The following is a 24,608-nucleotide window of genomic DNA, read 5'->3' on the forward strand; positions in this document are numbered from 1 at the left end:
TAGCCTGAGCTACCCTTTTTTATGCCTTGTTTAGTGGCCTTCCGCCAGTCACTTTATTGGCACGTCCTTCTTCTTTGGCCTTTTCAGCTCGACGTCTGCGCGCATCCTTTGGATCAGCAATAAGAGGTCGATAAATCTCAATACGATCCCCTTCCTTTACTTCTTGATTAAGCTTACAGGTACGGTTCCAAATACCCAGTGTTAAGTTATTTGCGTCTATTTCAGGACACTTATTGATAATACCCGACTTAATCACCGCTTGCTCAGCTGTCGTGCCTATCGGCACTTCTACTAATAAACTGGTTGCCGTTGTTGGTAAAGCAAAAACTACTTCAACAGTTATCATGGACGAACTCCGTACACAGTTTTAGCACGCTGAGTAAATGCATTAACCATATTTTTAGCTACTTCGTTAAATACTTTTCCAAAAGCCAGTTCGATAAGTTTACTCGCAAATTCAAACTCAAGATGAAGCTGTACTTTGCACGCTTTATCGTCCAGCGGTAAAAATTGCCATTTACCTTGTAACTTTTTAAATGGGCCATCAACTAAGCGAAGTGCAACTGTTTGCTCATCAATAAACGTATTTTCGGTAGTAAACCACTTTTTTAAACCCGCTTTTGAGATCTCCAAACTGGCCGTCATGCCACTAGCTTGTTGCGTGATGATTTTAGCATCTGAGCAATTTGGCAAAAACTCTGGATAAGCATCAACATCATTCACTAAATCAAACATTTCTTTGCTGCTGTACATTACAAGCGCACTTTTTTCTATTTGCGGCATATTCACTCCCAACTTTGTCGGCGAATTTTAGCAAGCTTTGGCTATTTCCCCAAATTTTAGTAACACGAAAATATCCGCAAAGCCTTAAAAAAGCGATGTAAAAACGCTGTTTTTACGTATAATATGGGCCACTATGGCTAAGAAAAAATCATCTAAATCGACAAGTAATACCATCGCGCTTAACAAAAAGGCGCGCCATGAGTATTTTTTACACGATAAGTTCGAAGCAGGGGTTGAACTACAGGGCTGGGAAGTAAAAAGTATCCGAGCTGGTAAAGTAAACATCTCTGAGACTTATATTCATATTAAAAACGGCGAAGCATTTTTACTTGGCAGTCAAATTCAGCCTCTCAACAGTGCTTCTACTCACGTAATTTGCGATCCACTTCGTTATCGTAAGTTACTTTTAAATAAACGTGAAATCGATCGTCTTATCGGTGCAACAGAACGCGACGGGTTTTCACTAATCGCAACTGCAATGTACTGGAAAAAATGCTGGGTGAAGTTGGAGTTCCACCTTGCTAAAGGTAAAAAGATGCACGATAAACGTGAAGACGGAAAGAATAAAGATTGGGCACGAGAAAAAGAGCGCCTAATGAAACATAAAGCTTAATTTATGAAATGAGCCTAACTTTCGTGTTAGGCTCGTACCCCTTACAAACACTCACTTTTTACAAAAATATCAATACCCTCTCTAAAAAACCCATCCTTTTTTGCTATTCCAAACCAGTACGTTTACATGATATCAATCTTTACCGTGATAACTTCACAACTTTTTCACAATTACACAAGGATTGAAATTTATGAAGAACACCCACCGCTTTCTACAGCGACCTCTCTACGCATTTACTATTGCAGCACTAAGTGGCACAAGCTTTATGTCTATTGCTGCTGAGTCAGATGGAGCTGAAAAGGTCGAGCGTATTGAAGTTACAGGTTCTCGTATTAAACGTTCAGACATTGAAGGGCCATCACCGGTACAGTCAATAAGTCGTGCAGACATAGACAATATGGGCTACGACAACCTACAACAATTATTAGAACGTATGCCAGTTGCAGGTAATGGTACTTTCTCTACTCGCGGCAATAACCAAGACTCTACAGCTAATGGGGCTGCTGCGGTAAGTCTCAGAGGCTTAGGCTCTGATGCAACATTAGTACTTATTAATGGCCGTCGTGTTTCAATAAGTGCTTTTGCGGAAAGCATCACCAATTCATTTGTAGATATCAACTCGATTCCTGTTTCAGCGATTGAGCGTATCGATATTTTAAAAGATGGTGCATCGGCAATATATGGTTCTGATGCGGTTGCAGGTGTAGTTAATATCATCTTAAAAAAGGATATTAATGGTCTAGAAGTAAACCTTGGATATGGTGGTACTGATGGTCCTAACTACGAAGAAAAAACAGCAAGCCTCGTTTGGGGTACCAGTACAGAAAAAAGCAGCGCATCAATTATTATTGATTACTTTAACAACTCAGCACTCTCCTCTGATGAAATGGGCCGTCTAGGTACAGCAAACCAAGAACCATATGGTGGTATGGATTTCCGTTCATCGCGTGGTTTCCCTGGCTACTTTTATGTAGATGGTGAAAAAACCATTGATCCAGCATGCCCTGCAGAAAATGCGACAGCAAGTGGTAGTTGTTTATTTGACTATGGCCCGTATGGTTACGTAACCCCTGCATCTGAACGTGTTGGTGCTATTTCGCAGTTTGAATATAACTTTGATAATGGTATATCGGCATTTTTAGAAGTTGCAGTACAACACAATAGTTCGCAAGCAGCTGGTGCACCGACTCCGCTTGATGAAGATGCCGGCCTTACAGTGCCAGCAAACCACCCTAACAACCCGTTTGGCCAAGATATCGAAATTGGTCGCTACAGAACAGTAGATGCGGGCCCCCGTCAATGGGATATTGAATCAGATACACTTCGCTTTGTTGCGGGCCTAAAAGGCGAGATCAGTGACTGGAGCTGGGAAGCAGCCGTTCAAAAAGGTCGAAGTAAATCAATGCAAACAGGCGATAGAAGCCAAGGCTGGGTGCGTACTGATTTCTTACAACAAGAAATCGATGCGGGTAACTATAACCCTTTCGGTGGCACCTATAATGACCAAGCAGTTATTGACCGTATTACGACAAGCTTAGTTCGTCGTGGTGAGTCTCATATGACATCATTTGATGCAAATATCAGTGGTGAAGCATTTAGCTTTGGCGATGATGTGGTGATGATGGCTGCCGGTATTGAATACCGTGAAGAAGATGTGAGCGATATTCCAGACGATCAATTCCAGCGTGGTTTAATCTTTGGTACTGAGTCAGTATCAGCCGCTGCAGAACGCGACCAATATGCAGCTTATATTGAGTTTTCAATTCCTCTTGCTGAAAATTTAGAGCTACAATTAGCTGGTCGATATGATGACTACAGTGATTTTGGTTCAACAACAAACCCTAAAGTAGCTGTACGCTGGGCGCCAACAGACTCAATTACTGTTCGTGGTTCATGGGCACAAGGTTTCCGAGCACCTTCACTAGCACAGATTGGTTTAGGCCCTTCTGAAGAAAGCCAATTCTTCGTTGATACATACCGCTGTCAAGCGACAGGACTTGACTGTAATGCCCTTGATTACAATATCCAATTTGCGGGTAACCCTAACCTTGAAGCTGAAGAATCAGAGTCATGGAATGTTGGTTTCATATGGGCACCAACCGCTGAATTTGGTTTCGGTGTCGATGTATGGAGCATTACGCAAGATAACAAGATAGATGAACAAGAATTCGGCCCTATCTATGATAATAACTGTAACGATCAAAACAGCACTGTGTGTGTGCGTTTAGCACCACAAAATGGTCAAAGTTTAGGTGTAATCCAAAAAGTTTACAGCACCTTTGAAAACGTTTCATCGCAAGAAGTATCGGGTGTTGATGTGTCGGCAAACTACACTCATGCTATGAACGATTACGGCTTCTTAAAATTCAATTTAGAATGGGCATACCAAAACGAATTTAAAAAAGATGGTCGCGATTACACAGGCGAGTACCGTTATCCTGAAAACCGTTGGATTTTCTCTACAAACTGGGAGATGGGTGATTTCAATACCAATGTAAATGTGAGCTACACTGGTGAGTTTGAAGATACACCAGACATCGACTTTGATGGAAACTTAGACTTTGATAGCAACACATCACGTATGGTTGATTCGCAAACACTGGTTGATTTACAAACTGCGTATAACTTCTCAGATAAAATCAAACTATCTGTGGGTGTGAATAACGTGTTTGATGAAGATCCTCCGTTTGCAATCGGTGATGGTGATGGCGACTTATATGGCTATGTGTCGAGCGTACATAACCCACGTGGTCGTTATTTCTATACTAAACTAACAATGCGCTTTAATTAATCGCGTTGAGCTTAAAAACAAAAACCCGCCAATTGGCGGGTTTTTTAATTCGCTAACAAAGGCCTAAATTATAGGTCGCCTTCGTTTTCAGAAAGGAATTTAGCAACACCTTCAGGGCTTGCATCCATACCTTTTTTACCTTCAGTCCAACCTGCTGGACATACTTCACCGTGCTCGCTGTGGAACGCTAGCGCGTCAACCATGCGGATCATTTCGTCGATGTTACGGCCTAGTGGAAGGTCGTTAACTACTTGGTGACGTACGTTACCTTCTTCATCGATTAGGAAAGAACCACGGAAAGCAACACCTGCTTCTGGGTGCTCAACGTCGTATGCTTGACAGATTTCGTGTTTAACGTCTGCAACTAGTGCATATTTAACTTGACCAATACCACCGTCAGCAACGGCAGTGTTACGCCATGCATTGTGTGAGAATTGTGAATCGATAGAAACACCGATTACTTCAACGCCACGCTTTTGGAACTCTTCAAAACGCTTGTCGAAAGCGATTAACTCTGAAGGACAAACGAAAGTGAAGTCTAACGGGTAAAAGAAGATAACTGCTTTTTTACCTTTGATAGTTTCTTTTAGGTTGAAGTTTTCAACGATTTCACCGTTACCAAGAACAGCTGCTGCAGTAAAGTCTGGTGCCTGACGGCCAACTAATACACCCATTTTTATCTCCAAATATTTGAGTTTATTTCCAATTGCCTATGCAATACTCACTTATATATGGTTACTAAAAAGCAAAAACCAAGAGTAAGTATTGATAATTTGCAAGATAGTTTAATGAGGTTACAGACAAATGAACAATCGAAAAAAGCGATATGCCTAATCGGAAAAATTGATTCACATTAAATACTGACGATTCTTATCAATTCGTGAAATAAGTGAGGACCTTTTTATAGTGGTAGCGACAGGTCTAATCCCTCAAAATGATTAAGTATTATTAGTATTAATCTTGGTCAGAACAAAGCAGTGACGATAGAAAAGAATGTCGTGCACACCTGCTCGTAAATCTAACTTTCTGCTGTAAAAAGTTTGCGAACACAAAAAACCCAGCATCAAGCTGGGCTCTTAAAAAATAGAAAATCAATTAGTGCTACCTAGTCCATGATATCTTCTGGCATATCACCACGGATTTGCTGCCAGATTTCACCTGTTTGATGACCGTATTTACGCATCATAGAAATCGCTCCATCGTGTTCACGACGCTCTGCCAGCACAGTTAAATCTTTATAAAACTGACGCGCTAATTCACGGGTACGTGAATCAGAGAAGTAATGGCAACCAATTTTTGAGTAGAAGCCTTTAAAGCCATTTAAGATAAGCACGTAAATGCGGTTATTACCAGCAACGGCTAGTTCATGGTGAACTTTATAATCGTAATCAGCAAATGCTTGAGCACTGTCTTCAAGTTCTTCACTTTGCGCTAAGATTTCAATTACACGCTCAGGGGCAAGCTTAATTGCCGCACGAGTGTAAATTGCGCTGATATTAGTACGAGCAGAAAGTAATTGATCTGTAAGCTCTGGCATTTTATCTTCATCAAGACGCGCAAGTGTTTCTAAAATATTTAGACCTGAGGTTTCCCAGAAGTTATTTACACGAGTAGGTTTACCGTGTTGAATTGTTAACCAACCATCACGAGCTAAACGCTGCAGTACTTCACGTAACGTTGTGCGTGTTACACCAATAAGTTCTGACAATTCACGTTCGGCAGGAAGAATTGAGCCAGGCGGAAAGTCACCATTCCAAATAGATTCTACAATGTATTCTTCAGCAAAACCTGCTGGGCTTTTCGCTTTAAAAATTCTCATTCAATTTCCACTTGAGTTAGCAACTACTTTTACCGCATTTGGCATTCAACTCACTGATTGTACCAGATGATCAGCAACTAACAAGTAAACTAACTCTGCTGTGCATAAAAATCTTTAAGATCTCGTTAAATAAGTGACCTTTTGGATTAAAAGCACACCAAACAACAATACTTTCGATATACTCAACTTCTAATTATTTACAATAACAACCAGCACTAATAAAAGGTACAGCCATGCAACAGCGCGTTTTACCAGCAATATTTAAAAACTTTTTGGGGACTTCGCCACAGTGGTATAAATACACCATTATTGCGTTTTTACTAATCAACCCAGTTTTATTTCAACTTAACCCTTATCTGGCAGGATGGGTATTAGTGCTCGAGTTTATCTTCACACTCGCAATGGCGCTAAAGTGTTACCCGCTTCAACCAGGTGGCTTATTAGCCATAGAGGCGTTGTTTATTGGAATGACAACAGCCGGCCAAGTTGAGCATGAAATAGTACAGAATATTGATGTAATTCTGTTACTTATCTTTATGGTTGCAGGCATATACTTTATGAAAGACTTGCTTTTGTATATTTTCACAAAGCTTGTTGTTTCGGTGCGTAGCAAGACCGTGTTATCGCTGTCGTTTACAATTGCAGCTGCCTTCTTATCCGCTTTCTTAGATGCGTTAACGGTTATGGCTGTGGTTATTGCCGTCGCTATGGGTTTCTATAGCATTTATCATAAAGTGGCATCTGGCAAAGATTCTAACAGTGAGCACGATATTAACGATGATAACCAGGTACGTCCTGTCAATCGCCAAGAGCTTGAAGAGTTTCGCGCTTTCTTACGTAACTTGTTGATGCATGCATCAATTGGTACTGCCTTAGGTGGTGTGTGTACTATGGTAGGAGAGCCACAAAACTTAATTATTGCGGAACGAGCTGGCTGGTTCTTTGGCGAGTTTTTCTTTCGTATGCTGCCTATTACTTTGCCTGTAATGATTGCAGGTATTGCCACGACTTTCTTCCTCGAGAAAACCAAAGCATTTGGCTATGGTGCCAAACTCCCAGCACCCATTCACACTATATTATCGGACCACGCTAAAAAGCTTGAGAAAAAACGTACTACACGCGATAAAGTGAACTTAGCTATTCAAGCATTTATCGCTGTTTGGTTGATTATAGGTCTAGCCCTTCATTTAGCCACTGTTGGTTTAATTGGCTTATCGGTAATTATTTTTGCGACAGCCAGTGCCGGCATCATTGAAGAACACCAACTAGGTAAAGCATTTGAAGAAGCCCTGCCATTCACTGCATTACTTTGCGTATTTTTCTCAATTGTTGCCGTTATTATCGACCAGCATTTATTTACACCCGTGATCGCATGGGTACTTACTTTTGAAGGCCAGCTGCAATTAGTCATGTTCTTCATAGCTAACGGTATTCTGTCGATGGTCAGTGACAATGTTTTCGTAGGTACTGTGTATATAAACGAAGTTGCTGCTGCACTACAAGCAGGTCAAATTACTCGTGATCAGTTCGATTTACTGGCTGTGGCTATTAACACTGGTACTAACTTACCAAGTGTTGCTACCCCTAATGGCCAAGCTGCGTTCTTGTTCTTGTTAACATCAACATTAGCACCTGTACTAAGGCTGTCTTACGGGCGCATGGTTTATATGGCCCTACCATATACCATAGTGTTAACGATTGTTGGTTTGAGTATGACCTTATTTAGCCTATCTGATATGACAGATTTACTCTATCAATGGGGCTTAATCAACCACCATACGGGTGTGTTACCAGGCTCACTTGGTGGTCATTAATCTAAACAAAAAAGCCCGCGAAATGCGGGCTTTTGGTTTTATTGAGTATGAGTATTTAATCTAACACTTTTGCATCGTTCGCTTTGTTTAGTAAGCTTCGGCTTTGCGTTAAGAAATGCGCTGTCGCATCAGAGAAATACTCTTTCGCATCTGCAAACGCGGCAATCAATGCAGCTTTATCACCTGCTTTGAGTTTTTCGAGGGTTTCCGCAAAAGTATCTTGGTAATTTGAAAGTAATGATTCTACATCGTCGAATTGCGCTAACATGATATCAGAATATAGTTCAGGTGACTGAGCAAACAATCTCCCAACCATCATTAACTCTAACTGATAAATTGGTGATGAACAGCTGCGAAGTTCTGCCAACGTATGACTTTGCTTGGCAAGAAACTGACCGTATACAAAGGTTGTTAAGTGACGCATTACCTGAATGATTTGCATCGCTTCATCATGTTTTTTAGCATCCATTTCAACCACTTGACATCCCCAAACTTGGAGTTGCGCCATTAGCCCTTTAGCTACTTCATGATCTCGCCCTTCACACACAACAACGGTTTGTTTTACCCAGTGTGAAATATCTGGACCAAACATGGGATGCAACCCGACTACTGGGCCGCTATGAGCCGCCATTAGGGCTTTTAAAGGCTTTTGCTTAACTGATGTAATATCAACTAATAAACAGTCATCATCGAGTATTGGTAATGCCGAAACTACGTGTTCAAGTGCATTAATTGGTACACTTACAAGGACTAATTTTGCCCCTTTTAATATCGCTTCACTCTGTGCTTGCTGTGCTTTATCTAAAATACGGACTTCATAACCTGAACGAGCAAATTGTTGAGCAAATAGCTGACCCATGGCACCTTCACCACCAACAATTACAATGGGTGATAACTGAGGTGCAACACAAGCGAGGCTACCTTGCTGGTTTTGATACGCTTCACGCATCATACGGCGCAGGATATCTTCAACTAACTCAGGGTTAACCCCTTGTGCGACTGCTTCTTTGCGGCGAGCTGCAAGTAAATCAGCCTCGCGATCTGGGGCATGTAATGGCGCACCGATTTGTTGTTTAATTGCGCCTATTTTTTCTGTAATCCCATTACGCTTTGCCAGTAATGCCACCAATTGCGCATCACATTCATCTATTCCTGCTCTTAAATCAGCTAGATCATTCACTGTTACCACGTTACTACACCTCAAACCCTAAAAACGTAAATAATTATATACAAAAAAGTAAAGCTTTTAATACAAATTATAGTAACAGGATAACAGCCAAAGCACAAAGCCCTAACGTGAATGTAGCATAGCTTATAAAGGGATAAATAGAGGTCAGTCGATCAGTTTGAAGGGAGTACTTAGGTGTCTCACAAAGGGGGAAAATTATTTTTGTGGTATAAAAACCAAAACGGGCTGCAACCTAAGGCTGCAACCCGTTTTATTTTGCGTTGTAAAACAGCGCGTATTAGTTAAGTTTTTCTCTAATACGTGCAGATTTACCAGAACGCTCACGTAGATAGTAAAGTTTCGCACGGCGAACAGCACCGCGACGTTTAACTGAGATACTATCGATAAGAGGGCTGTGCGTTTGGAATACACGCTCAACACCTTCACCGCTCGAAATTTTACGAACTGTGAATGCTGAGTGAAGACCACGATTACGCTTAGCGATTACAACACCTTCAAAGGCCTGTAGACGCTCTTTGTTACCTTCTTTTACACGTACCTGTACAACAACTGTATCACCAGCGCCGAATGCTGGTACGTCTGATTTAAGCTGCTCTTCTTCAAGCGCTTTAATAATATTTTGGTTTACTTTTGCCATTATATTTCTCACTTTCCTAGGTGTAACTGTCTTCTAGCCACAAGCTTGTTGGTACTCTTGCTGAAACTCAGCAAGGAGTGCCGCTTGCTCCTCAGTCAGAGCTAGGTTATGCAACAAGTCAGGACGACGAAGCCAAGTTCTACCAAGTGATTGCTTTGTGCGCCACTTAGCGATTTCTTGGTGGTTTCCGCTGAGCAATACAGCAGGCACCTGTTTATCATCCAATGTCTCTGGCCGTGTATAGTGAGGACAATCAAGCAAGCCATTCGAAAATGAATCTTGCTCAGCTGACTGGTTATGACCTAACACCCCTGGTACTAATCGTGCTACTGCATCAATTAGCGTCATTGCGGGTAGTTCACCACCACTTAAAATAAAATCACCAATTGACCATTCTTCGTCAACGTATGATTCTATAATTCGCTCATCTATACCTTCATAGCGACCGGCAATTAAAATCAGCTTTTCTGAATGCGCAAGTTCACTTGCACCTTGCTGATCTAATTTGCGCCCTTGCGGTGACATATAAATTACTTTTGCACCATCACCTGCCGCTTTTTTAGCGTCAAGGATAGCTTGTTTCAATGGTTCAACCATCATTAACATGCCAGGACCACCCCCGTAAGGACGGTCATCTACAGTTCTATGCTTATCAGTAGCATAGTCACGCGGATTCCAGCAGTTAAAGTCAATTAGACCATTTTTAACTGCGCGACCTGTAACCCCTTGAGTGGTAATCGCATCAAACATGTCCGGGAAAAGGCTAATCACCCCTACCCATAGCGAACTCGTTTGTGACATTAAAACCCTGGGTCCCAGTCAACGGTAATTTCTCTTGCATCATATTTAACTTCTTTAATAACAGAGTCTGTTAAGAAAGGAATTAAACGTTCTGCTTGGCCAAATGCATCTTTTTTGTTTGCTTTCACAACCAAAACATCATTTGAGCCTGTCTCCATAAGGTCATCGACTGTGCCTAAGTTATAACCTTTATCAGTTATAACAGACATGCCGATCAGATCTCGCCAATAGAATTCACCTTGCGGTAATTCTGGTAGCTGCGCTGCGTCTACTGAGATTTCTACATTGGTTAAAGCCATTGCTTCGTCTCGGTCGTTTACTTGCGCAACTTTAGCGATAAAGCCTTTGTTGTGGCGACGCCAGTCGACCACTTCTAAGGTCTGCCATTTACCTTGCTGCCCTATCAACCATGGGCTGAAATCGAAGATCCCTTCGGGATCATCAGTAAATGAATGCACCTTAAGCCAGCCCTTTATACCATACGGGGCACCGAGCTTTCCTACTGTAATATACGAGGTGTTCTCTTGACTCATGGTTACTCTTACGCCTATTAAGCCGCTTTACGAGCGTCTTTAACTAACTTAGCTACGCGATCTGAAAGAGATGCGCCTTGACCTACCCAGTGTTCAACACGAGATAAATCTAAACGTACTTTTTCTTCCTGACCAGAAGCAATTGGGTTAAAGAAACCTACTTTCTCGATGAAGCGACCGTCACGCGAGAAACGGCTATCCGCAACCACAATTTGATAGAAAGGGCGTTTTTTAGCGCCACCACGTTGCAAACGAATAGTTACCATACCGTCCTCTACATTAGATTGACTGTTTTCATTAATAAGATTTACTCCCCAGTACGGGAAGCTGGGGAATTGTACGAGTTTTTTGCAACATTGCAAGTAAGAACTGCTGCAAAATGTAAGTTTAGTTGATTAAACACTGATCTGGCCTTTAAATCTTACATGCAGCTAACAACTATGCATAAATTATCTACAAAAAAAGGAGCTATACGCTCCTTTTTATACACTTAATAAAAAGCGCTATTAAAATTTAGGACCACCACCCATCATGCCAGGTGGTAACATGCCTTTCATACCGCGCATCATTTTCTTCATACCCCCCTTGCCTTTCATCTTTTTCATCATCTTCTGCATTTGCGTAAATTGCTTAAGCAGTTTGTTGATTTCTTGCACTTGGGTACCAGAGCCTGCGGCAATACGTTTTTTACGAGAGCCCTTGATGATTTCAGGACGCGCGCGCTCTTTTGGTGTCATTGAGTTAATGATGGCTTCCATTTGTACGAAAGTCTTATCGCCCATCTGCCCTTTTACGGCGTCTGGTAAGTTTTGCATGCCCGGTAGCTTATCAAGCATCGACATCATACCGCCCATGTTCTTCATTTGACGAAGTTGCTCAGCAAAGTCATCTAATGTGAAGCCGTCACCTTTAAATACTTTCTCAGCAACTTTAGCCGCTTTCTCTTTATCTACTTTCATTTCGACTTCTTCGATTAATGAAAGTACATCACCCATACCTAGGATACGAGAAGCAATACGGTCAGGGTGGAAAGGTTCAAGTGCATCAGTGCGCTCACCTACACCCATAAACTTGATCGGCTTACCGGTAATATGACGGATTGATAATGCAGCACCACCACGAGCATCACCATCAGTCTTTGTTAAGATCACACCACTCAAAGGTAGCGCTTCATCAAATGCTTTTGCGGTGTTTGCTGCATCTTGACCTGTCATCGCGTCAACGACGAATAAGGTTTCGATTGGATTAATCGCACTGTGCAGTGCTTTGATCTCGTCCATCATGTCGTTATCGACATGTAAACGACCTGCAGTATCGACTAATACTACATCGATGAACTTTTTCTTCGCGTGTGAAATCGCATTATTCGCAATATCTACTGGCTTTTGTGAGATATCGCTTGGGAAGAACTCAACACCCACTTCATCAGCAAGTGTTTCTAGCTGTTTGATTGCTGCCGGACGATAAACGTCAGCACTAACAACTAACACAGACTTTTTCTTACGCTCTTTTAAGAATTTAGCTAGTTTACCAACACTGGTTGTTTTACCAGCACCTTGTAGGCCCGCCATCATAACTACCGCAGGCGGCTGCGCATTAAGGCTTAACTCTTCATTTGCTTCACCCATTGCCTTTTCAAGTTCTTCACGAACAATCTTAATAAAGACTTGGCCTGGACTTAAGCTTTTCGTTACTTCAACACCAACGGCGCGTTCTTTAACTTGCTTAACGAACTCACGAACAACAGGTAATGCAACGTCCGCTTCCAAAAATGCCATGCGGACTTCACGTAATGTATCTTTTATATTTTCTTCAGTTAGGCGTCCGCGGCCACTGATATTTTTTAAGGTTTTACCTAAGCGTTCTTGGAGATTCTCAAACATGTAAAGGTTCCGATAAAACGTGTTTCACCTGTAGTGTACATAAAACAGACAAGTTTGAAGACAATACAGGCAATATTAAAATTTAATTACTAGCAGTATACCGTAAATGATGGTCGACAATACAGTGTTCAAGTGTGTAGTTTGAGTTTCTTTTTACAAACTCTATGCTTTTTCCTTGCTATAAAATACAATGGCATCAAAGAGACAAGGATTTATCTATATAAATTAAGTGGCCAAAACACGATGATTATTAGTTTAACTATTATTGCTAGTTTGTTTTATGTGTTAGCAACGTCACATGTGCTATCACGCCTTTTCCACAAACAAGGTCCGAGCCAAAAACTCACAGTGATACTAAGCACTGTGGCTATCCTTGCCCATATGCTATTACTGGTTAATTCAGTTTTTCGTGCTGACGGTCAAGATTTGAGTATCGTCAACGTTGCTTTATTGACCTGTTGGGTCATCGTAGTATCCGTTACAGCTGTGTCGCTCAAGTTCCCTGCTACCTTATTACTACCAGTTGTGTATGGTTTTGCAGCCTTACTTACACTTGCCAGCTTATTTATTCCGCATCATGTGATTTTACAATCAATAGATGTTGAACTTGGCTTAGTCACTCATATATCGTTATCACTTTTGGCATATTGTGTGCTGATAATCTCGACACTCTATGCGGTACAGTTTTACTTTATTGATAAGCGTTTAAAGCGCAAAGACTTAGCAATCGTACACAGTCATCTTCCACCTTTAATGGTCGTTGAGCGTCAGCTTTATCAATTACTCACGCTTGGTACAATTCTACTTACCTTTGCACTACTTTCTGGGTTTATCTTCTTAGAAGGTATGTTTGCCAGTGAATTTATCCATAAAACGGTTTTATCGTTAATTGCTTGGCTTATTTTCACTGTTGTAACAGTGGGTCACTTACGTCAAGGCTGGCGTGGTAAACCCGTGGTGTTTTCGATCATGATAGCCGCTTTTATCTTGTCACTTGCTTATTTTGGCAGCCGTTTCATCCAAGAAGTGATTCTAAATAAGTTTTAACTTGACTCAGCAAGCTGTCTCTAGCTTAATATGCACTGATTTATAAAAAAAGGATCCATCGTTGGACGACATATCGACTAGTACCCTGTTTATTATATTGGGATTATTGATACTTATTTCTGCTTATTTTTCTGGTTCTGAAACTGGAATTATGTCAATTAACCGTATCCGCTTGCGCCATCTTGCTAAAGAAGATCATCGTGCAGCGAAACGCGTCAGCAAACTGTTAAGTCGCCCTGACAGACTCATTGGTCTGATCTTGATTGGTAACAACCTAGTTAATATCGCTGCAGCACAGGTTGCAACGATTATTGGTATTCGCCTATATGGTGACCTCGGTATCGCAATTGCAACTGGTGCACTGACCTTAGTGGTTTTAATCTTTGCCGAAGTAACGCCAAAGACACTTGCAGCGCTTTACCCAGAAAAGGTCGCTTTCCCAAGTTCGATTGTCCTTAAGGGGCTTTTGAAAATACTTTTCCCATTTGTGGTTATCGTAAACTGGATGACCAATGGCATGCTGCGCTTGTTTGGTATCACAACAGCACAAATTGAAGAGCACAGTTTAAGTAAAGAAGAATTAAAAACCGTGGTGAACGAATCTGGTGCTCTATTACCAGCTCGCCACCAAAGCATGCTGACTTCAATTTTAGATTTAGAGCAAGTAACTGTTGAAGATATTATGATCCCACGCAACGAAATTGTTGCTATCGATATCAATGATGACTGGAAGCTTATTAGCCGTCAGCTAACTCATGCTCAGCATACTCGCGTTTTATTATATCGTGACCAAATTGATGATGCTGTTGGCTTTATTCACTCACGTGATGCACTGCGCCTGTTAACTAAAGAACAGTTTGATAAGCCATCACTATTACGTGCGGTTCGTGAAATCTACTTTATTCCTGAAGGCACATCACTAAACACACAATTGCTTAAGTTCCAGCAATCAAAAGAACGTATCGGTTTAGTTGTTGATGAATATGGCGATATCCAAGGCCTAGTAACACTTGAAGATATTCTCGAAGAAGTTGTTGGTGACTTCACAACAACGCAAACTCGCACGCCAAGTGAGGAAGTTACAGAGCAAGACGATGGCTCAGTACTTGTAGATGGCGGTGCTAATATTCGCGATTTAAATAAAGAAATGGGTTGGGAGCTCCCGATTGATGGCCCGAAAACGCTAAGTGGTTTAATCGTTGAATACTTAGAGGATATCCCAGACTCAAACCTAAGTTTACGTATTGCCGGATACCCTATTGAAGTGATCGAGATAAAAGAAAACATGGTGAAGTTAGTTAAAGTTATTCCAAGCAAACGCACGGAGTAACGTTCGACTCACCCCAAAAAAGGAGTAGCTTGCTACTCCTTTTTTGTTAGTTATAACTGAAACGCCTCAGAAAATTCACATTTTCCCAGCAGACCCCACACCGTAAAGCAATTCCTCTACTATTATTTTCTTTAAATACTCTGTTGTATAACAAGGAAAAATAATGGACGAAATATCAATCGAGAAAATCTACAACCAAGCTATAGAGTTGCTAATGCTCTACGGGCCAAAGTTTATTCTAGCAATACTGGTTTTAATCATTGGTTGGTGGTTAATTGGTAGAGTTGCCAACATGGCTGAAAAATCAATGAATAGGGTCAAATTCGAAGTTGGTTTGACGCACTTTTTAGTCTCCTTCATTTCTGTCATTTTAAAGGTACTACTGCTGATATCTGTTGCCTCGATGATTGGTATCGAAACAACCTCATTTATTGCAATGCTCGGAGCAGCCGGTTTAGCCGTAGGTATGGCACTGCAAGGCAGTCTAGCGAATTTTGCAGGTGGAGTGCTTATCCTATTCTTCAAGCCTTTTAAAGTAGGTGATGTTATTGAAGCCCAAGGCTACATGGGGAAAGTAGTAGAAATTCAAATTTTTGTCACTGTTTTACTTACCTACGATAATGAAAAAATCATTATTCCAAATGGCACGCTATCAAATGGCTGTGTTAAGAATAAGTTTGCAGAGCCAACACACCGCGTTGCAATCGAGTTTGGTATTAGCTATGGCGATGACGTTCATAAAGCCCGTGACGTGCTTATGAGCGTACTGGATGACTATGATCTGGTATTAAAAGATATAGAAGATAAAAAACCAACAGTGCATGTTAGCCAGCACGGTGAAAGTCATATCGGCATGTTAGTGTGGGCTTGGGTTGAATCGGATAACTACTGGCCTGTGTACTTTGGTTTGTATGAACGAGTCAAAATTGCCTTTGATGCTGCTGATATCACTATTCCATTCCCACAGCGAGATGTTCATATTCACCAATTCCCTGGTAAATAATTTACAAGGCGAGGTCAACTCGCCTTATTTGATTGTGCTTGTTGAATTCGTATCAATAACTCTGCCGTAGCAGTTGCATCGGCTAATGCTCTATGATGATTCGTTAAGTTCAATTCAAAGTGTGTCGCTAAGTTACCAAGTGAATAAGACTTTAGCTTTGGAAATGTCTTTCGTGATTCAACTACTGTACATAGCTTAGGCATTTTAAAACCTTGCCCGAGTGCAGCGTATTCCTTACGAATAAATCCGTAATCAAAATTCACATTGTGAGCAACAAATACACTGCCTTTTAACAGGGCACGCAACGTGTCGGCTATGTCCTCAAAGCGAGGAGCATCACGTACCATTGCCGCGTTAATTCCTGTTAATTTGGTAATAAAGGCAGGAATACTTCGTTCGGGATTGATTAAACTCGCCCACTGCTTAATAACTTCGCCAGCTTGTAACTGCACAACCGCAATTTCAGTGATTTTATTATTCCCTTGTACGCCGCCAGTAGTTTCTATATCGACCACACTATAAATGCGATTTGGATCATTAAACCAGCCCACCTTAACGATATTTACTTCAAAGCCGTGTTGTTTTAAGACATCAATACTGACAAGTTGGTTGCGTCTTAGTTTGTCGCCCGGAGCTTTAACTTCTTCAAATGTGAGCTTATGCTCTTTTAAAACCATTAAATCTGGGTAACCATCTTTAAGCTGCTTAAAGGTTTTTGTCATTTGCAATAAATGCGCTTTTAAACTAGCTAGACTGCTGTGTTTTATCAACATTTTTAGTGGCTCTAAAATATCGCTATGCCACATAAAAACACCATTGGCTATTTCGTAGTACTGTCCTGCGTTTTTACAAACATATTTATACAACGCTTCATTACTAGTGAAATTTGCAAGCTTTTGCTCAATTTGTGTATGCTGCGATGTGTAAAAGCAATCAGCAAGTAGTACTTGTGGATAAAGATCAAATTCATTACACGGCGGGTACGGTGTCTCGATATAGAGCTCTTGCCAAAATGTTAGGGTAAAAAGACTTAACCAAAGATTATTCTCGGTAAAAAACACAGTGTTACCGAGCTGTTGATAATACTCGCATACTCCTTGCTCTACATCACCACGGTAAATGTCATCAACCTCTATTTGATGCTCTGTATCAATTAACATTTGTGTTAAGCGTGAACGTTGCTGCTTATTATATTTACGCTGTAGAAAGTCTTCGGCGAAATACAAAATGCTATCATCAAGCGGATTTTGGATAATATTTTCAAGTTTATGCTCAACCCAGCTTTTGTCTCCTAGCTTGTAACGCTGGCGAATTGCCAGCTCTTGCGCTTCACTACTGCCCTCACAATGCTCTAGTAACTCAAATGCAAAACCTAAGTCATGATCTTTAAGCTGCTTATATAAGCGGATCAGTAACTTGTTTTTGATGCTCTGGGTTAATTCATCTTCACAGTTAATAGCTAAAAGTGCTTGAGCTAAGGTTTGGTACTGTGTTTCTGATTGGCTTTGCTTAAGCTGCATACGCAACTGGTTTAATTGATAATGCGATTGTGCCTCGGCTAAGGTTTTAAAACGCGATAAGCTGTCGCTGACATCACCACGTACTTTTGCAATTCCTAAGTCACGCATTACAAAGCGATTTTGATGGTTTATATCGCCTTGACTTAGTCGGCCGCTATGTAAAAACTCAAAGTATTCATAATACTGGCTTCGGCTATTGACCACGAACTGACTAAATAAAGCGTCTAAATCACTGTGGTTGCGGTCAATATACTGTTTACAAAGTTGAATTAAGCTATGTTTGCTGGCTGATTTTTTATAATCAGGTTGTGTCGTCATTAACTCATCGTTTGCTAATAAGGTTAATAAAGTTGGCTTTGTTAAATGCTCAAGCAGCAAATCTAATTCATCATTACTTGGATGTGCCACCAGCCCCTGTTGCTTTAGCTTAAAAATAGCCCCATGTAGATTAGGGATTTCTTCATAATTTAATGATGACAGTGCCACGATTTTTGGTTTACGGGAATAAATACGCAGCAAAGTACACAAACTTTGCTCATCAAGTAGAGTGAGTTTTTCAAGAAATTGCATTTGCTCAGCTAAGAGTAAATGTGTGCACTGAGATCGAATAAACTCAGCGAGCTCAAAGAAATGACTTAAATAATATTTTGCTGGTAATTGTGTTTTCATAGCCAAACCTGACACTGTATATAAACACAGTATCAGGTATTAGTAAACTGATTTCAATGTTTGAGGCTATTTAACTTTTAAAATACCTACAATCGCGCAAATTGCACCGCCTACCATACCGAGCCAAGCCTCAATCGGTGTATCACCACTAAAAGTTCGGCTAATTTGTGCACTTGCAGAGTCATAAACGTTATATCCCCATACTGCGAGAGCTACACCAATAACGATTAAAGCAATACCTATAATTTTTCCCATCGTGTTGTTCCTTTTTGTTGTTTTGATTTCGTGCTGCTATGTTTAGTTTTGCACATATAATAATTAGCTGCAAAACCTTAAGAAATAATCAAACTAAAGGTTATGTTTTGCTCACTTAACGAAACCTGAAGTTCAGCATCAATTGCTTTACTTAACGCTTTGGCAATGGATAAGCCTAAGCCAAAGTTATCTTCAGACGTTCTGGCACTATCTTTTTGCCAAAGCGGATCAAATAACTGGCTAATGTCTTCATCTGTTAATGGTACTTTTAATTCGTTAGTAACAGAAAATTGCAACTTCCCCTTTTTATTAAGCAGCGAACTTACAGTCACTATGCTCTTTTCTGGGCTGTATTGTTTAGCGTTATTTACAAGGTTGGTGATGATTGATTCAAGGGCAAATAAGTTACTTACAATGGCTGGGATATCATCTTGAAACTCAAACTTAACCCATTCTAAATCGCACTTTTCTAAGGTGCGTAAAATAACCTGATTTAAATCACATGCATCTTGCTTAGGTAGGGCTTCATCACTGTACTTATGCAGTAGCAATAAGTTCGACACAATGCTCTTTAAACGCTGGCTAATTTTTAGCACTTCAGGTTTAAAGTCTGCCTCAAACTCTTTTTCATTTGGAAACCGAATCGCCACTTCAGCCATATTAATAAGCTCAGCAATCGGCGTTTTTAACTCATGGGCAATATCTGAGGTCAGGCGCTTTTCACGAAAATAGAGCTGGCGATTTTCTTGAATAAAGGCATTTAAGCTATCAACAATGGGTTGCAGCTCTTTCACAGGTTCTTTTATTGTTATCACGGCACTTTTATCTGCGATACTAAGCCGACTTATATCACGGTTTAGTTTATTAAGTGGCGCTAGAGAACTGTCGACCGATTTACGCACAAATAATCGAATGAATACGATTACTGACACGGTAGAAACAACAAAAATAACGTCAATTAACCATAAAATAAAATCAACTTTTTCTGATGAAGCTGCATAAGCCAAAGTAAGCGTGGTGTGATGCGTTTTGCTCACGCCATCAAAAAAATTTCTATGTGAGTGAGAGTCGATTTGCGGCTGGAAACGAGTATAAATAATTCGCCCGTCACGACCATCCGGCAGCTCAGTGGTCATTATTTTCGCTTCACCCAGTTTTAATTTTTCAAACTTGAGGTTCTTCAAAGCGAATAAATTAAGGCTCTGTGAGCGGGTAAACACCCCATCATCAGTCCACATTTGAAAATATTCAGGCTCAACTTGACCATCAAATTCTGGCATAAAGTCACTAGAAAAATTAAAAGTTAACCCCTCTTCATCTTCATGAACCAAAGTCATCAGCATACCGGCTTTTGATTTCATGCCACGGTTAAATTCATTATCAATCCAACTATCAACGGCTATATCAGTGGCGACTAAAATACTTAAAACTAGCCCAGTTATAGTAATCGATAATGTAGTTACCAACTTACTGCGAATTGACTTCATTATTTTCCTTGAATGATATAACCAAAGCCACGCTTAGTTTGAATAGGTAATTCACCGCCTGCCACCCTAACCTTTTTGCGGGCCGATGATAAATGCGCTTCAATGGAATTTTTTGAGACCAAGTCATACTGCCCAGCTATGTAGCTACTCAACTTTTCTGCAGTGATCACTTTATTTTGATTGCTAAATAAACACTCAACTATTTTATATTCGTTAGGTGTTAAGTCGACTGAAGTACCACCGACTTGTAAGAGTTTTAATTGTAAATTTAAAGCCAAGTTATCAATGCGGATCACATCACTGATTGTTTTCAGACCACCGCGACGCATTAAATTTAATAACCTTGCATGCAGCTCATCAAACGAAAATGGTTTGGTCAAATAATCATCGGCCCCAGTCAGCAGCCCCATTACTCTGTCTGCAGGTTCTTGCTTGGCAGATAAAATAAGCACACGCACATCGAGCTGCTTTGCTCTTATGGTTTGTAATAACGTAATGCCATCAAGACTGGGTAACATAATGTCGAGTATTACTAATTCGTACTCACCAGACATGGCCATACTCAAACCTTCAGCACCATCGCCGGTTTCATCAATGGTAAAACCTAAGTTTTCAAGGCCAATTCGTAGACTACGTCTTAATGACACCGAATCTTCTATTATCAACAATTTCATATGTTACTCATTTAGATAAAAACCACTTTTTTGTCATTAGGTTACGCTCAAAATCTTAAGATTCCCTTAAGATTTACTTAAGTTTTTCTAGTTTAGAAAATATTAAGATTACCATAAGGGTTTCTTAAGTTTCACTGCCTAGTATTGCCATAGTTTCGATTAAGTAAGTACGACTATGACAGCAAAACTCTCTGTTTTAAAACCTTTGTTCCGTTTTTCATTAATATTAATGGCAGTTTTTATACTGTCGAGAATAAGCTTGCTAATATGGCAACAGCAAAGGTTAGCTGATGGCGATAGCCTAGCGGTTTTATTTGGCGGCTTAAGGGTAGACTTAAGTAGTTTAGGGTACTTATTAGCCCTTGCCGTTTTAATGTTGATAGCTCATGTTCTTTTGCGTAGCAAAACCTCTTTATTGCAACTTATTTTTACTCTTTATAGCAGCATAGTCGTTACTTTAATCGTGGTTATTGAAGCTTCTACTCCCGCGTTTATTACCCAGTACGATGTACGACCAAATCGCTTATTCGTCGAATATCTTGATTACCCCCAAGAAGTATTTTCCATGCTATTACATGGCCACCTGTTCGCTATGATAAGCACCTTAATTATTGCAACGCTAAGCTGTGTGTTTGCGTATCGTTATATAAATGCAGCATTTAGCAAACAACAAAACGCTAAAACTGTTAGCCAAGTTGTAATACTCGTTACCACTTTATTAGTCTGCTTAATTAGCGCACGAGGCACTGTAAGCCACCGCCCTTTAAATCCTGCTTTAGTGTACTTTTCAAGTGACTCGCTGGTTAACTCGCTGGCTTTGAATTCAACGTACAGTGTGGCATTTGCTATTAAAAATATGGGCAATGAGAAAAATGCCAGTAGTTTATACGGCAACATGCCACGTAATGAGATTTTACAAACAGTAAAGCAAGCAGCCTATAAACAAAAGTTTATAACTGAGAATATTCCTACACTTTCAAGCAACACGCCTTTTAACACGGGTAAGAAAAAGAATTTAGTTATCATTTTAGAAGAAAGCTTAGGTGCACGTTTTGTTGGTGAACTAGGTGGCATTGGTGTGACTCCTGAGCTTGATAAGTTATACAAGCAAGGCTGGGGCTTTAATAACTTATACGCAACTGGCACTCGTTCTGTTCGAGGCATTGAAGCGGTAACAACTGGGTTTACTCCGTCTCCTTCACGCTCAGTGGTAAAACTATCAAAATCACAGCGTAATTTTTTCTCACTAGCTGATGTATTAGCCCGCACAGGCTACACCACTCAGTTTATTTACGGCGGTGAAAGTCATTTCGATAATATGAAAAGCTTTTTCTTAGGCAATGGCTTTAGCGATATTGTAGATATCAATGACATGCAAAACCCTGAGTTTATTTCGTCATGGGGTGCAAGCGACGAAGACTTGTTCAATCAAGCTGATAAAGAGCTAAGCGCATTAAATAAAGCAGGCAATCCTTTTTTTAGCCTTGTGTTTACTTCAAGTAACCACGATCCATTCGATATTCCAGAAGGTAAAGTAACACTACCTGAAGGCCATGACTCAGAAAACCTCAAACGTGATCTAGCAATCAAATATGCAGACTATGCACTAGGTAAATTCATAGCAAAGGCAAAAACGCAAGATTACTGGCAAGACACAGTATTTTTAGTGGTTGCAGATCATGATGTGCGAGTGTTTGGCTCAGAGCCTGTGCCGCTTAAATCTTTCCATATTCCTGCCGTGATCCTAAATAGTGGTATGGACGCAAAGCAGGATACTCGCTTAGTCAGTCAAATAGACTTACCTGTCACTTTGTTATCGCTATTGGGCGTAGACCAAGCGACACCTATGCTTGGTTATGATTTAACTAAACAATACCCAGTTGAGCGCGCCATGATGCAGTACTACGACAACTTTGCTTACGTTGAAAATGGTGAGGCAGTGATACTCATGCCAAACCAAAAGGTTAGCTATTGGCACTACGACCCAGCCACTAAAACCCAAGTAGCTATTGATAAGGCTGGCAGCAGCGTTGAACTTGCCAAAAAAGCTCTGGCTCACGTCTTATTTAGCAATTTAGCTTATACCGAACAGTTGTATCGCTTACCAAATAAATCGTAGCGATGAGGAATAATCATGAGCATGAAAATTAAACAACTCCTTATTAAAAAATGGCAAGTTAGCTACAGTCAGTTTGTGTGGCTGGTGTCGTTGTACTTGGTTATCGCATTTAATGGTCTATTTTTATTTAACATGGCTGAAGCAGCAAGCAAGCCAGAACATGTCAATTGGTTATTTATAGCAAGCGTACCGTTTTTATTATTAGCACTGACGGCAATGGTGTTAAGTTGGTTATCGTTAATCACCTTTGTAAAACCAGTGCTTTTAACAAGCATCGTAGTTTCGTCACTGTTGTTTTATGCAACCTTAAACTACGGTGTTATCTTCGATAAAAGCATGCTACAAAATATCTTAGAGACAAACTCAGGTGAAGCATTTTCATACTTAAATATACAAGTTGTCGTCTTTATTTTTGTACTTGGCGTGCTCCCCGCTTACTTGTTTTCACGTTTTAAAATTGTTGGTAACTTTCGTGTTCGTCTAAAAAACTTTGCGCTTCTCAACGTCACAGCATTTATTGCTATAGCAGCTATTGCAGTACCATTTTATAAAGATTATGCCTCTGTTGGGCGTAATAACCGTCAATTAACTAGCTATATTACCCCTTTTGCATTTTACACTGCGGGCTATAAGTATCTGCGCGATAATTATTTTTATCCGCCTTTACCATTTAAAGTACTGGATAAAACGCCGCATTTACTAGAACAGCAACAAAGTTCGCTGACAATTATGGTAGTAGGTGAAACAGCTCGTGCAGCAAACTTTTCACTGCAAGGATATAACAAGCCAACTAATCAATATACACCTAAGCTTGGCGTTAAATATTTCAGTGACGTTAGTTCATGTGGCACGGCTACGGCTATATCTGTACCTTGCATGTTCTCGCGTTTAGACCGTAATCACTATGATTCGCGCATAGCGCAAAGCCAAGAAAATGCGCTTGATATCATTCAACGAAGTGGTGTCGAAGTAACGTGGATTGATAACAATAGCAGCTGTAAAGGGGTTTGTGTGCGGGTAAACTCACAAACGGTAGAACCAACAAAGAGCAACCCACTTTGTGATGGACGCTATTGTTTTGATGAAGTACTCGTGGAAGAGTTAGCTACAAAACTTGCCAAGAGTAATGCTAAACATCAACTTGTTGTGTTACATATGATTGGTTCACATGGTCCAACTTACTATCGTCGATACCCAAAAAAAGACAGTGTATTTATGCCTGATTGTCCGCGTAGTGATATTCAAAATTGTAGCAGCGAGCAACTAACAAACACCTATGACAATACTATTGCTTATACAGACTTAGTACTCAGTAAACTTATTAATTTAATGCAAAACAGTCAGGCGGATGACAAAGCCCTGCTGTATGTTTCTGACCATGGTGAATCACTTGGAGAAAAAGGCTTGTACTTGCATGGCTTCCCATACGCATTAGCACCTAAAGAGCAAACCCAAGTGCCTATGTTGTTTTGGAGTAATAAACTAGCCGATACCCGTTTTAATCAATGTATCGAACAACAGCGTAACAACGCTTTTTCTCACGATAATATTTTTGACACCCTACTTGGTTTAACCCATGTAGACAGCACTGAATATCATCCAGAGCAAGATATCTTCAATGCTTGCTCAAAACAAAGCTAA

The 24,608-nt window shown here is 40.4% G+C and carries 22 protein-coding genes; 8 read left to right on the top strand and 14 right to left on the bottom strand.

Going from position 1 to position 24,608, the window contains the following annotated elements; genetic code table 11:
- Positions 1–19 precede the first annotated feature (19 nt).
- Together HCZ11_RS10020 and HCZ11_RS10025 are read right to left on the bottom strand one after the other, a co-directional pair.
- Positions 20–346, bottom strand: coding sequence for an RnfH family protein (locus HCZ11_RS10020; protein ID WP_130051068.1), 327 nt, complete (start codon positions 344–346; stop codon positions 20–22).
- Positions 343–783: a type II toxin-antitoxin system RatA family toxin gene (locus tag HCZ11_RS10025; RefSeq protein ID WP_167658356.1), complete on the bottom strand. Its 441-nt coding sequence runs from the start codon at positions 781–783 to the stop codon at positions 343–345. Before HCZ11_RS10025 ends, HCZ11_RS10020 begins: the two co-directional genes overlap by 4 nt.
- 133 nt (positions 784–916) lie before the next feature.
- Here HCZ11_RS10025 and smpB point away from each other — a divergent pair, with 133 nt between their 5' ends.
- Together smpB and HCZ11_RS10035 are read left to right on the top strand one after the other, a co-directional pair.
- The gene (gene smpB, locus HCZ11_RS10030) at positions 917–1,396 is read left to right on the top strand and encodes an SsrA-binding protein SmpB (protein ID WP_063700124.1); all 480 of its coding nucleotides are present in this window, start codon (positions 917–919) and stop codon (positions 1,394–1,396) included.
- A gap of 265 nt (positions 1,397–1,661) precedes the next feature.
- Positions 1,662–4,187 carry a TonB-dependent receptor gene (locus tag HCZ11_RS10035; protein ID WP_233786807.1) on the top strand — a complete coding sequence of 842 codons (2,526 nt, stop codon included), beginning with the start codon at positions 1,662–1,664 and terminating at the stop codon, positions 4,185–4,187.
- A gap of 68 nt (positions 4,188–4,255) precedes the next feature.
- Here the strand turns inward: HCZ11_RS10035 and HCZ11_RS10040 are convergent, their stop codons facing one another.
- Complete coding sequence (locus HCZ11_RS10040) at positions 4,256–4,861, bottom strand: peroxiredoxin C (RefSeq protein ID WP_054551729.1); 606 nt, start codon at positions 4,859–4,861, stop codon at positions 4,256–4,258.
- Positions 4,862–5,292: 431 nt separating this feature from the next.
- Entirely contained in the window at positions 5,293–6,006 is a 714-nt protein-coding gene (gene fadR / locus HCZ11_RS10045; RefSeq protein ID WP_130051065.1) for a fatty acid metabolism transcriptional regulator FadR, read from the bottom strand.
- Between the two features lie 233 nt (positions 6,007–6,239).
- On the opposite strand from fadR, the gene nhaB reads away from it, so the two are divergent.
- Positions 6,240–7,820, top strand: coding sequence for a sodium/proton antiporter NhaB (gene nhaB / locus HCZ11_RS10050; RefSeq protein WP_130051064.1), 1,581 nt, complete (start codon positions 6,240–6,242; stop codon positions 7,818–7,820).
- A gap of 55 nt (positions 7,821–7,875) precedes the next feature.
- Here nhaB and tyrA read toward each other — a convergent pair whose 3' ends face one another.
- From tyrA to ffh, 6 genes are all read right to left on the bottom strand, one after another.
- Positions 7,876–9,009 carry a bifunctional chorismate mutase/prephenate dehydrogenase gene (tyrA, locus tag HCZ11_RS10055; RefSeq protein ID WP_167658357.1) on the bottom strand — a complete coding sequence of 378 codons (1,134 nt, stop codon included), beginning with the start codon at positions 9,007–9,009 and terminating at the stop codon, positions 7,876–7,878.
- Positions 9,010–9,286: 277 nt separating this feature from the next.
- Positions 9,287–9,646, bottom strand: a complete 360-nt coding sequence (gene rplS, locus HCZ11_RS10060; RefSeq protein WP_130051062.1) for a 50S ribosomal protein L19 — start codon at positions 9,644–9,646, stop codon at positions 9,287–9,289.
- Between the two features lie 33 nt (positions 9,647–9,679).
- Positions 9,680–10,447, bottom strand: coding sequence for a tRNA (guanosine(37)-N1)-methyltransferase TrmD (gene trmD / locus HCZ11_RS10065; protein ID WP_130051061.1), 768 nt, complete (start codon positions 10,445–10,447; stop codon positions 9,680–9,682).
- A complete protein-coding gene (gene rimM, locus HCZ11_RS10070; RefSeq protein WP_130051060.1) occupies positions 10,447–10,980 on the bottom strand; it encodes a ribosome maturation factor RimM in 534 nt (177 codons plus the stop codon). The genes trmD and rimM overlap by 1 nt, the downstream gene beginning before the upstream one ends.
- Positions 10,981–10,997: 17 nt before the next feature.
- Positions 10,998–11,246, bottom strand: coding sequence for a 30S ribosomal protein S16 (gene rpsP / locus HCZ11_RS10075; RefSeq protein ID WP_036967110.1), 249 nt, complete (start codon positions 11,244–11,246; stop codon positions 10,998–11,000).
- Positions 11,247–11,486: 240 nt separating this feature from the next.
- Positions 11,487–12,863 carry a signal recognition particle protein gene (gene ffh, locus HCZ11_RS10080; protein WP_130051059.1) on the bottom strand — a complete coding sequence of 459 codons (1,377 nt, stop codon included), beginning with the start codon at positions 12,861–12,863 and terminating at the stop codon, positions 11,487–11,489.
- A gap of 243 nt (positions 12,864–13,106) precedes the next feature.
- Here ffh and HCZ11_RS10085 point away from each other — a divergent pair, with 243 nt between their 5' ends.
- The 3 genes from HCZ11_RS10085 to HCZ11_RS10095 all read left to right on the top strand — a co-directional run bounded on the left by HCZ11_RS10085 (position 13,107) and on the right by HCZ11_RS10095 (position 16,243).
- The gene (locus HCZ11_RS10085; RefSeq protein WP_130051058.1) at positions 13,107–13,910 is read left to right on the top strand and encodes an inner membrane protein YpjD; all 804 of its coding nucleotides are present in this window, start codon (positions 13,107–13,109) and stop codon (positions 13,908–13,910) included.
- A 61-nt stretch (positions 13,911–13,971) separates the two neighbouring features.
- Positions 13,972–15,240, top strand: coding sequence for an HlyC/CorC family transporter (locus HCZ11_RS10090; protein ID WP_130051057.1), 1,269 nt, complete (start codon positions 13,972–13,974; stop codon positions 15,238–15,240).
- Positions 15,241–15,403: 163 nt separating this feature from the next.
- Positions 15,404–16,243, top strand: a complete 840-nt coding sequence (locus tag HCZ11_RS10095; RefSeq protein ID WP_130051056.1) for a mechanosensitive ion channel family protein — start codon at positions 15,404–15,406, stop codon at positions 16,241–16,243.
- Between the two features lie 14 nt (positions 16,244–16,257).
- Here the strand turns inward: HCZ11_RS10095 and HCZ11_RS10100 are convergent, their stop codons facing one another.
- From HCZ11_RS10100 to HCZ11_RS10115, 4 genes are all read right to left on the bottom strand, one after another.
- Positions 16,258–18,432, bottom strand: a complete 2,175-nt coding sequence (locus tag HCZ11_RS10100; RefSeq protein WP_167658358.1) for an exonuclease domain-containing protein — start codon at positions 18,430–18,432, stop codon at positions 16,258–16,260.
- Positions 18,433–18,498: 66 nt separating this feature from the next.
- On the bottom strand, positions 18,499–18,687 hold the full coding sequence (locus HCZ11_RS10105) for a DUF3185 family protein (RefSeq protein ID WP_054553751.1): 189 nt from the start codon (positions 18,685–18,687) through the stop codon (positions 18,499–18,501).
- 77 nt (positions 18,688–18,764) lie between these two features.
- Complete coding sequence (locus tag HCZ11_RS10110; RefSeq protein WP_130051054.1) at positions 18,765–20,174, bottom strand: cell wall metabolism sensor histidine kinase WalK; 1,410 nt, start codon at positions 20,172–20,174, stop codon at positions 18,765–18,767.
- Positions 20,174–20,848 carry a response regulator transcription factor gene (locus tag HCZ11_RS10115; protein ID WP_130051053.1) on the bottom strand — a complete coding sequence of 225 codons (675 nt, stop codon included), beginning with the start codon at positions 20,846–20,848 and terminating at the stop codon, positions 20,174–20,176. Before HCZ11_RS10115 ends, HCZ11_RS10110 begins: the two co-directional genes overlap by 1 nt.
- A gap of 175 nt (positions 20,849–21,023) precedes the next feature.
- On the opposite strand from HCZ11_RS10115, the gene HCZ11_RS10120 reads away from it, so the two are divergent.
- Positions 21,024–22,967, top strand: a complete 1,944-nt coding sequence (locus tag HCZ11_RS10120) for an LTA synthase family protein (RefSeq protein ID WP_167658359.1) — start codon at positions 21,024–21,026, stop codon at positions 22,965–22,967.
- Positions 22,968–22,982: 15 nt separating this feature from the next.
- On the top strand, positions 22,983–24,608 hold the full coding sequence (locus HCZ11_RS10125; protein ID WP_130051051.1) for a phosphoethanolamine transferase: 1,626 nt from the start codon (positions 22,983–22,985) through the stop codon (positions 24,606–24,608).

The sequence above is a fragment of the Pseudoalteromonas sp. HF66 genome, from assembly GCF_011806445.1.
Taxonomy (GTDB): domain Bacteria; phylum Pseudomonadota; class Gammaproteobacteria; order Enterobacterales; family Alteromonadaceae; genus Pseudoalteromonas; species Pseudoalteromonas apostichopi.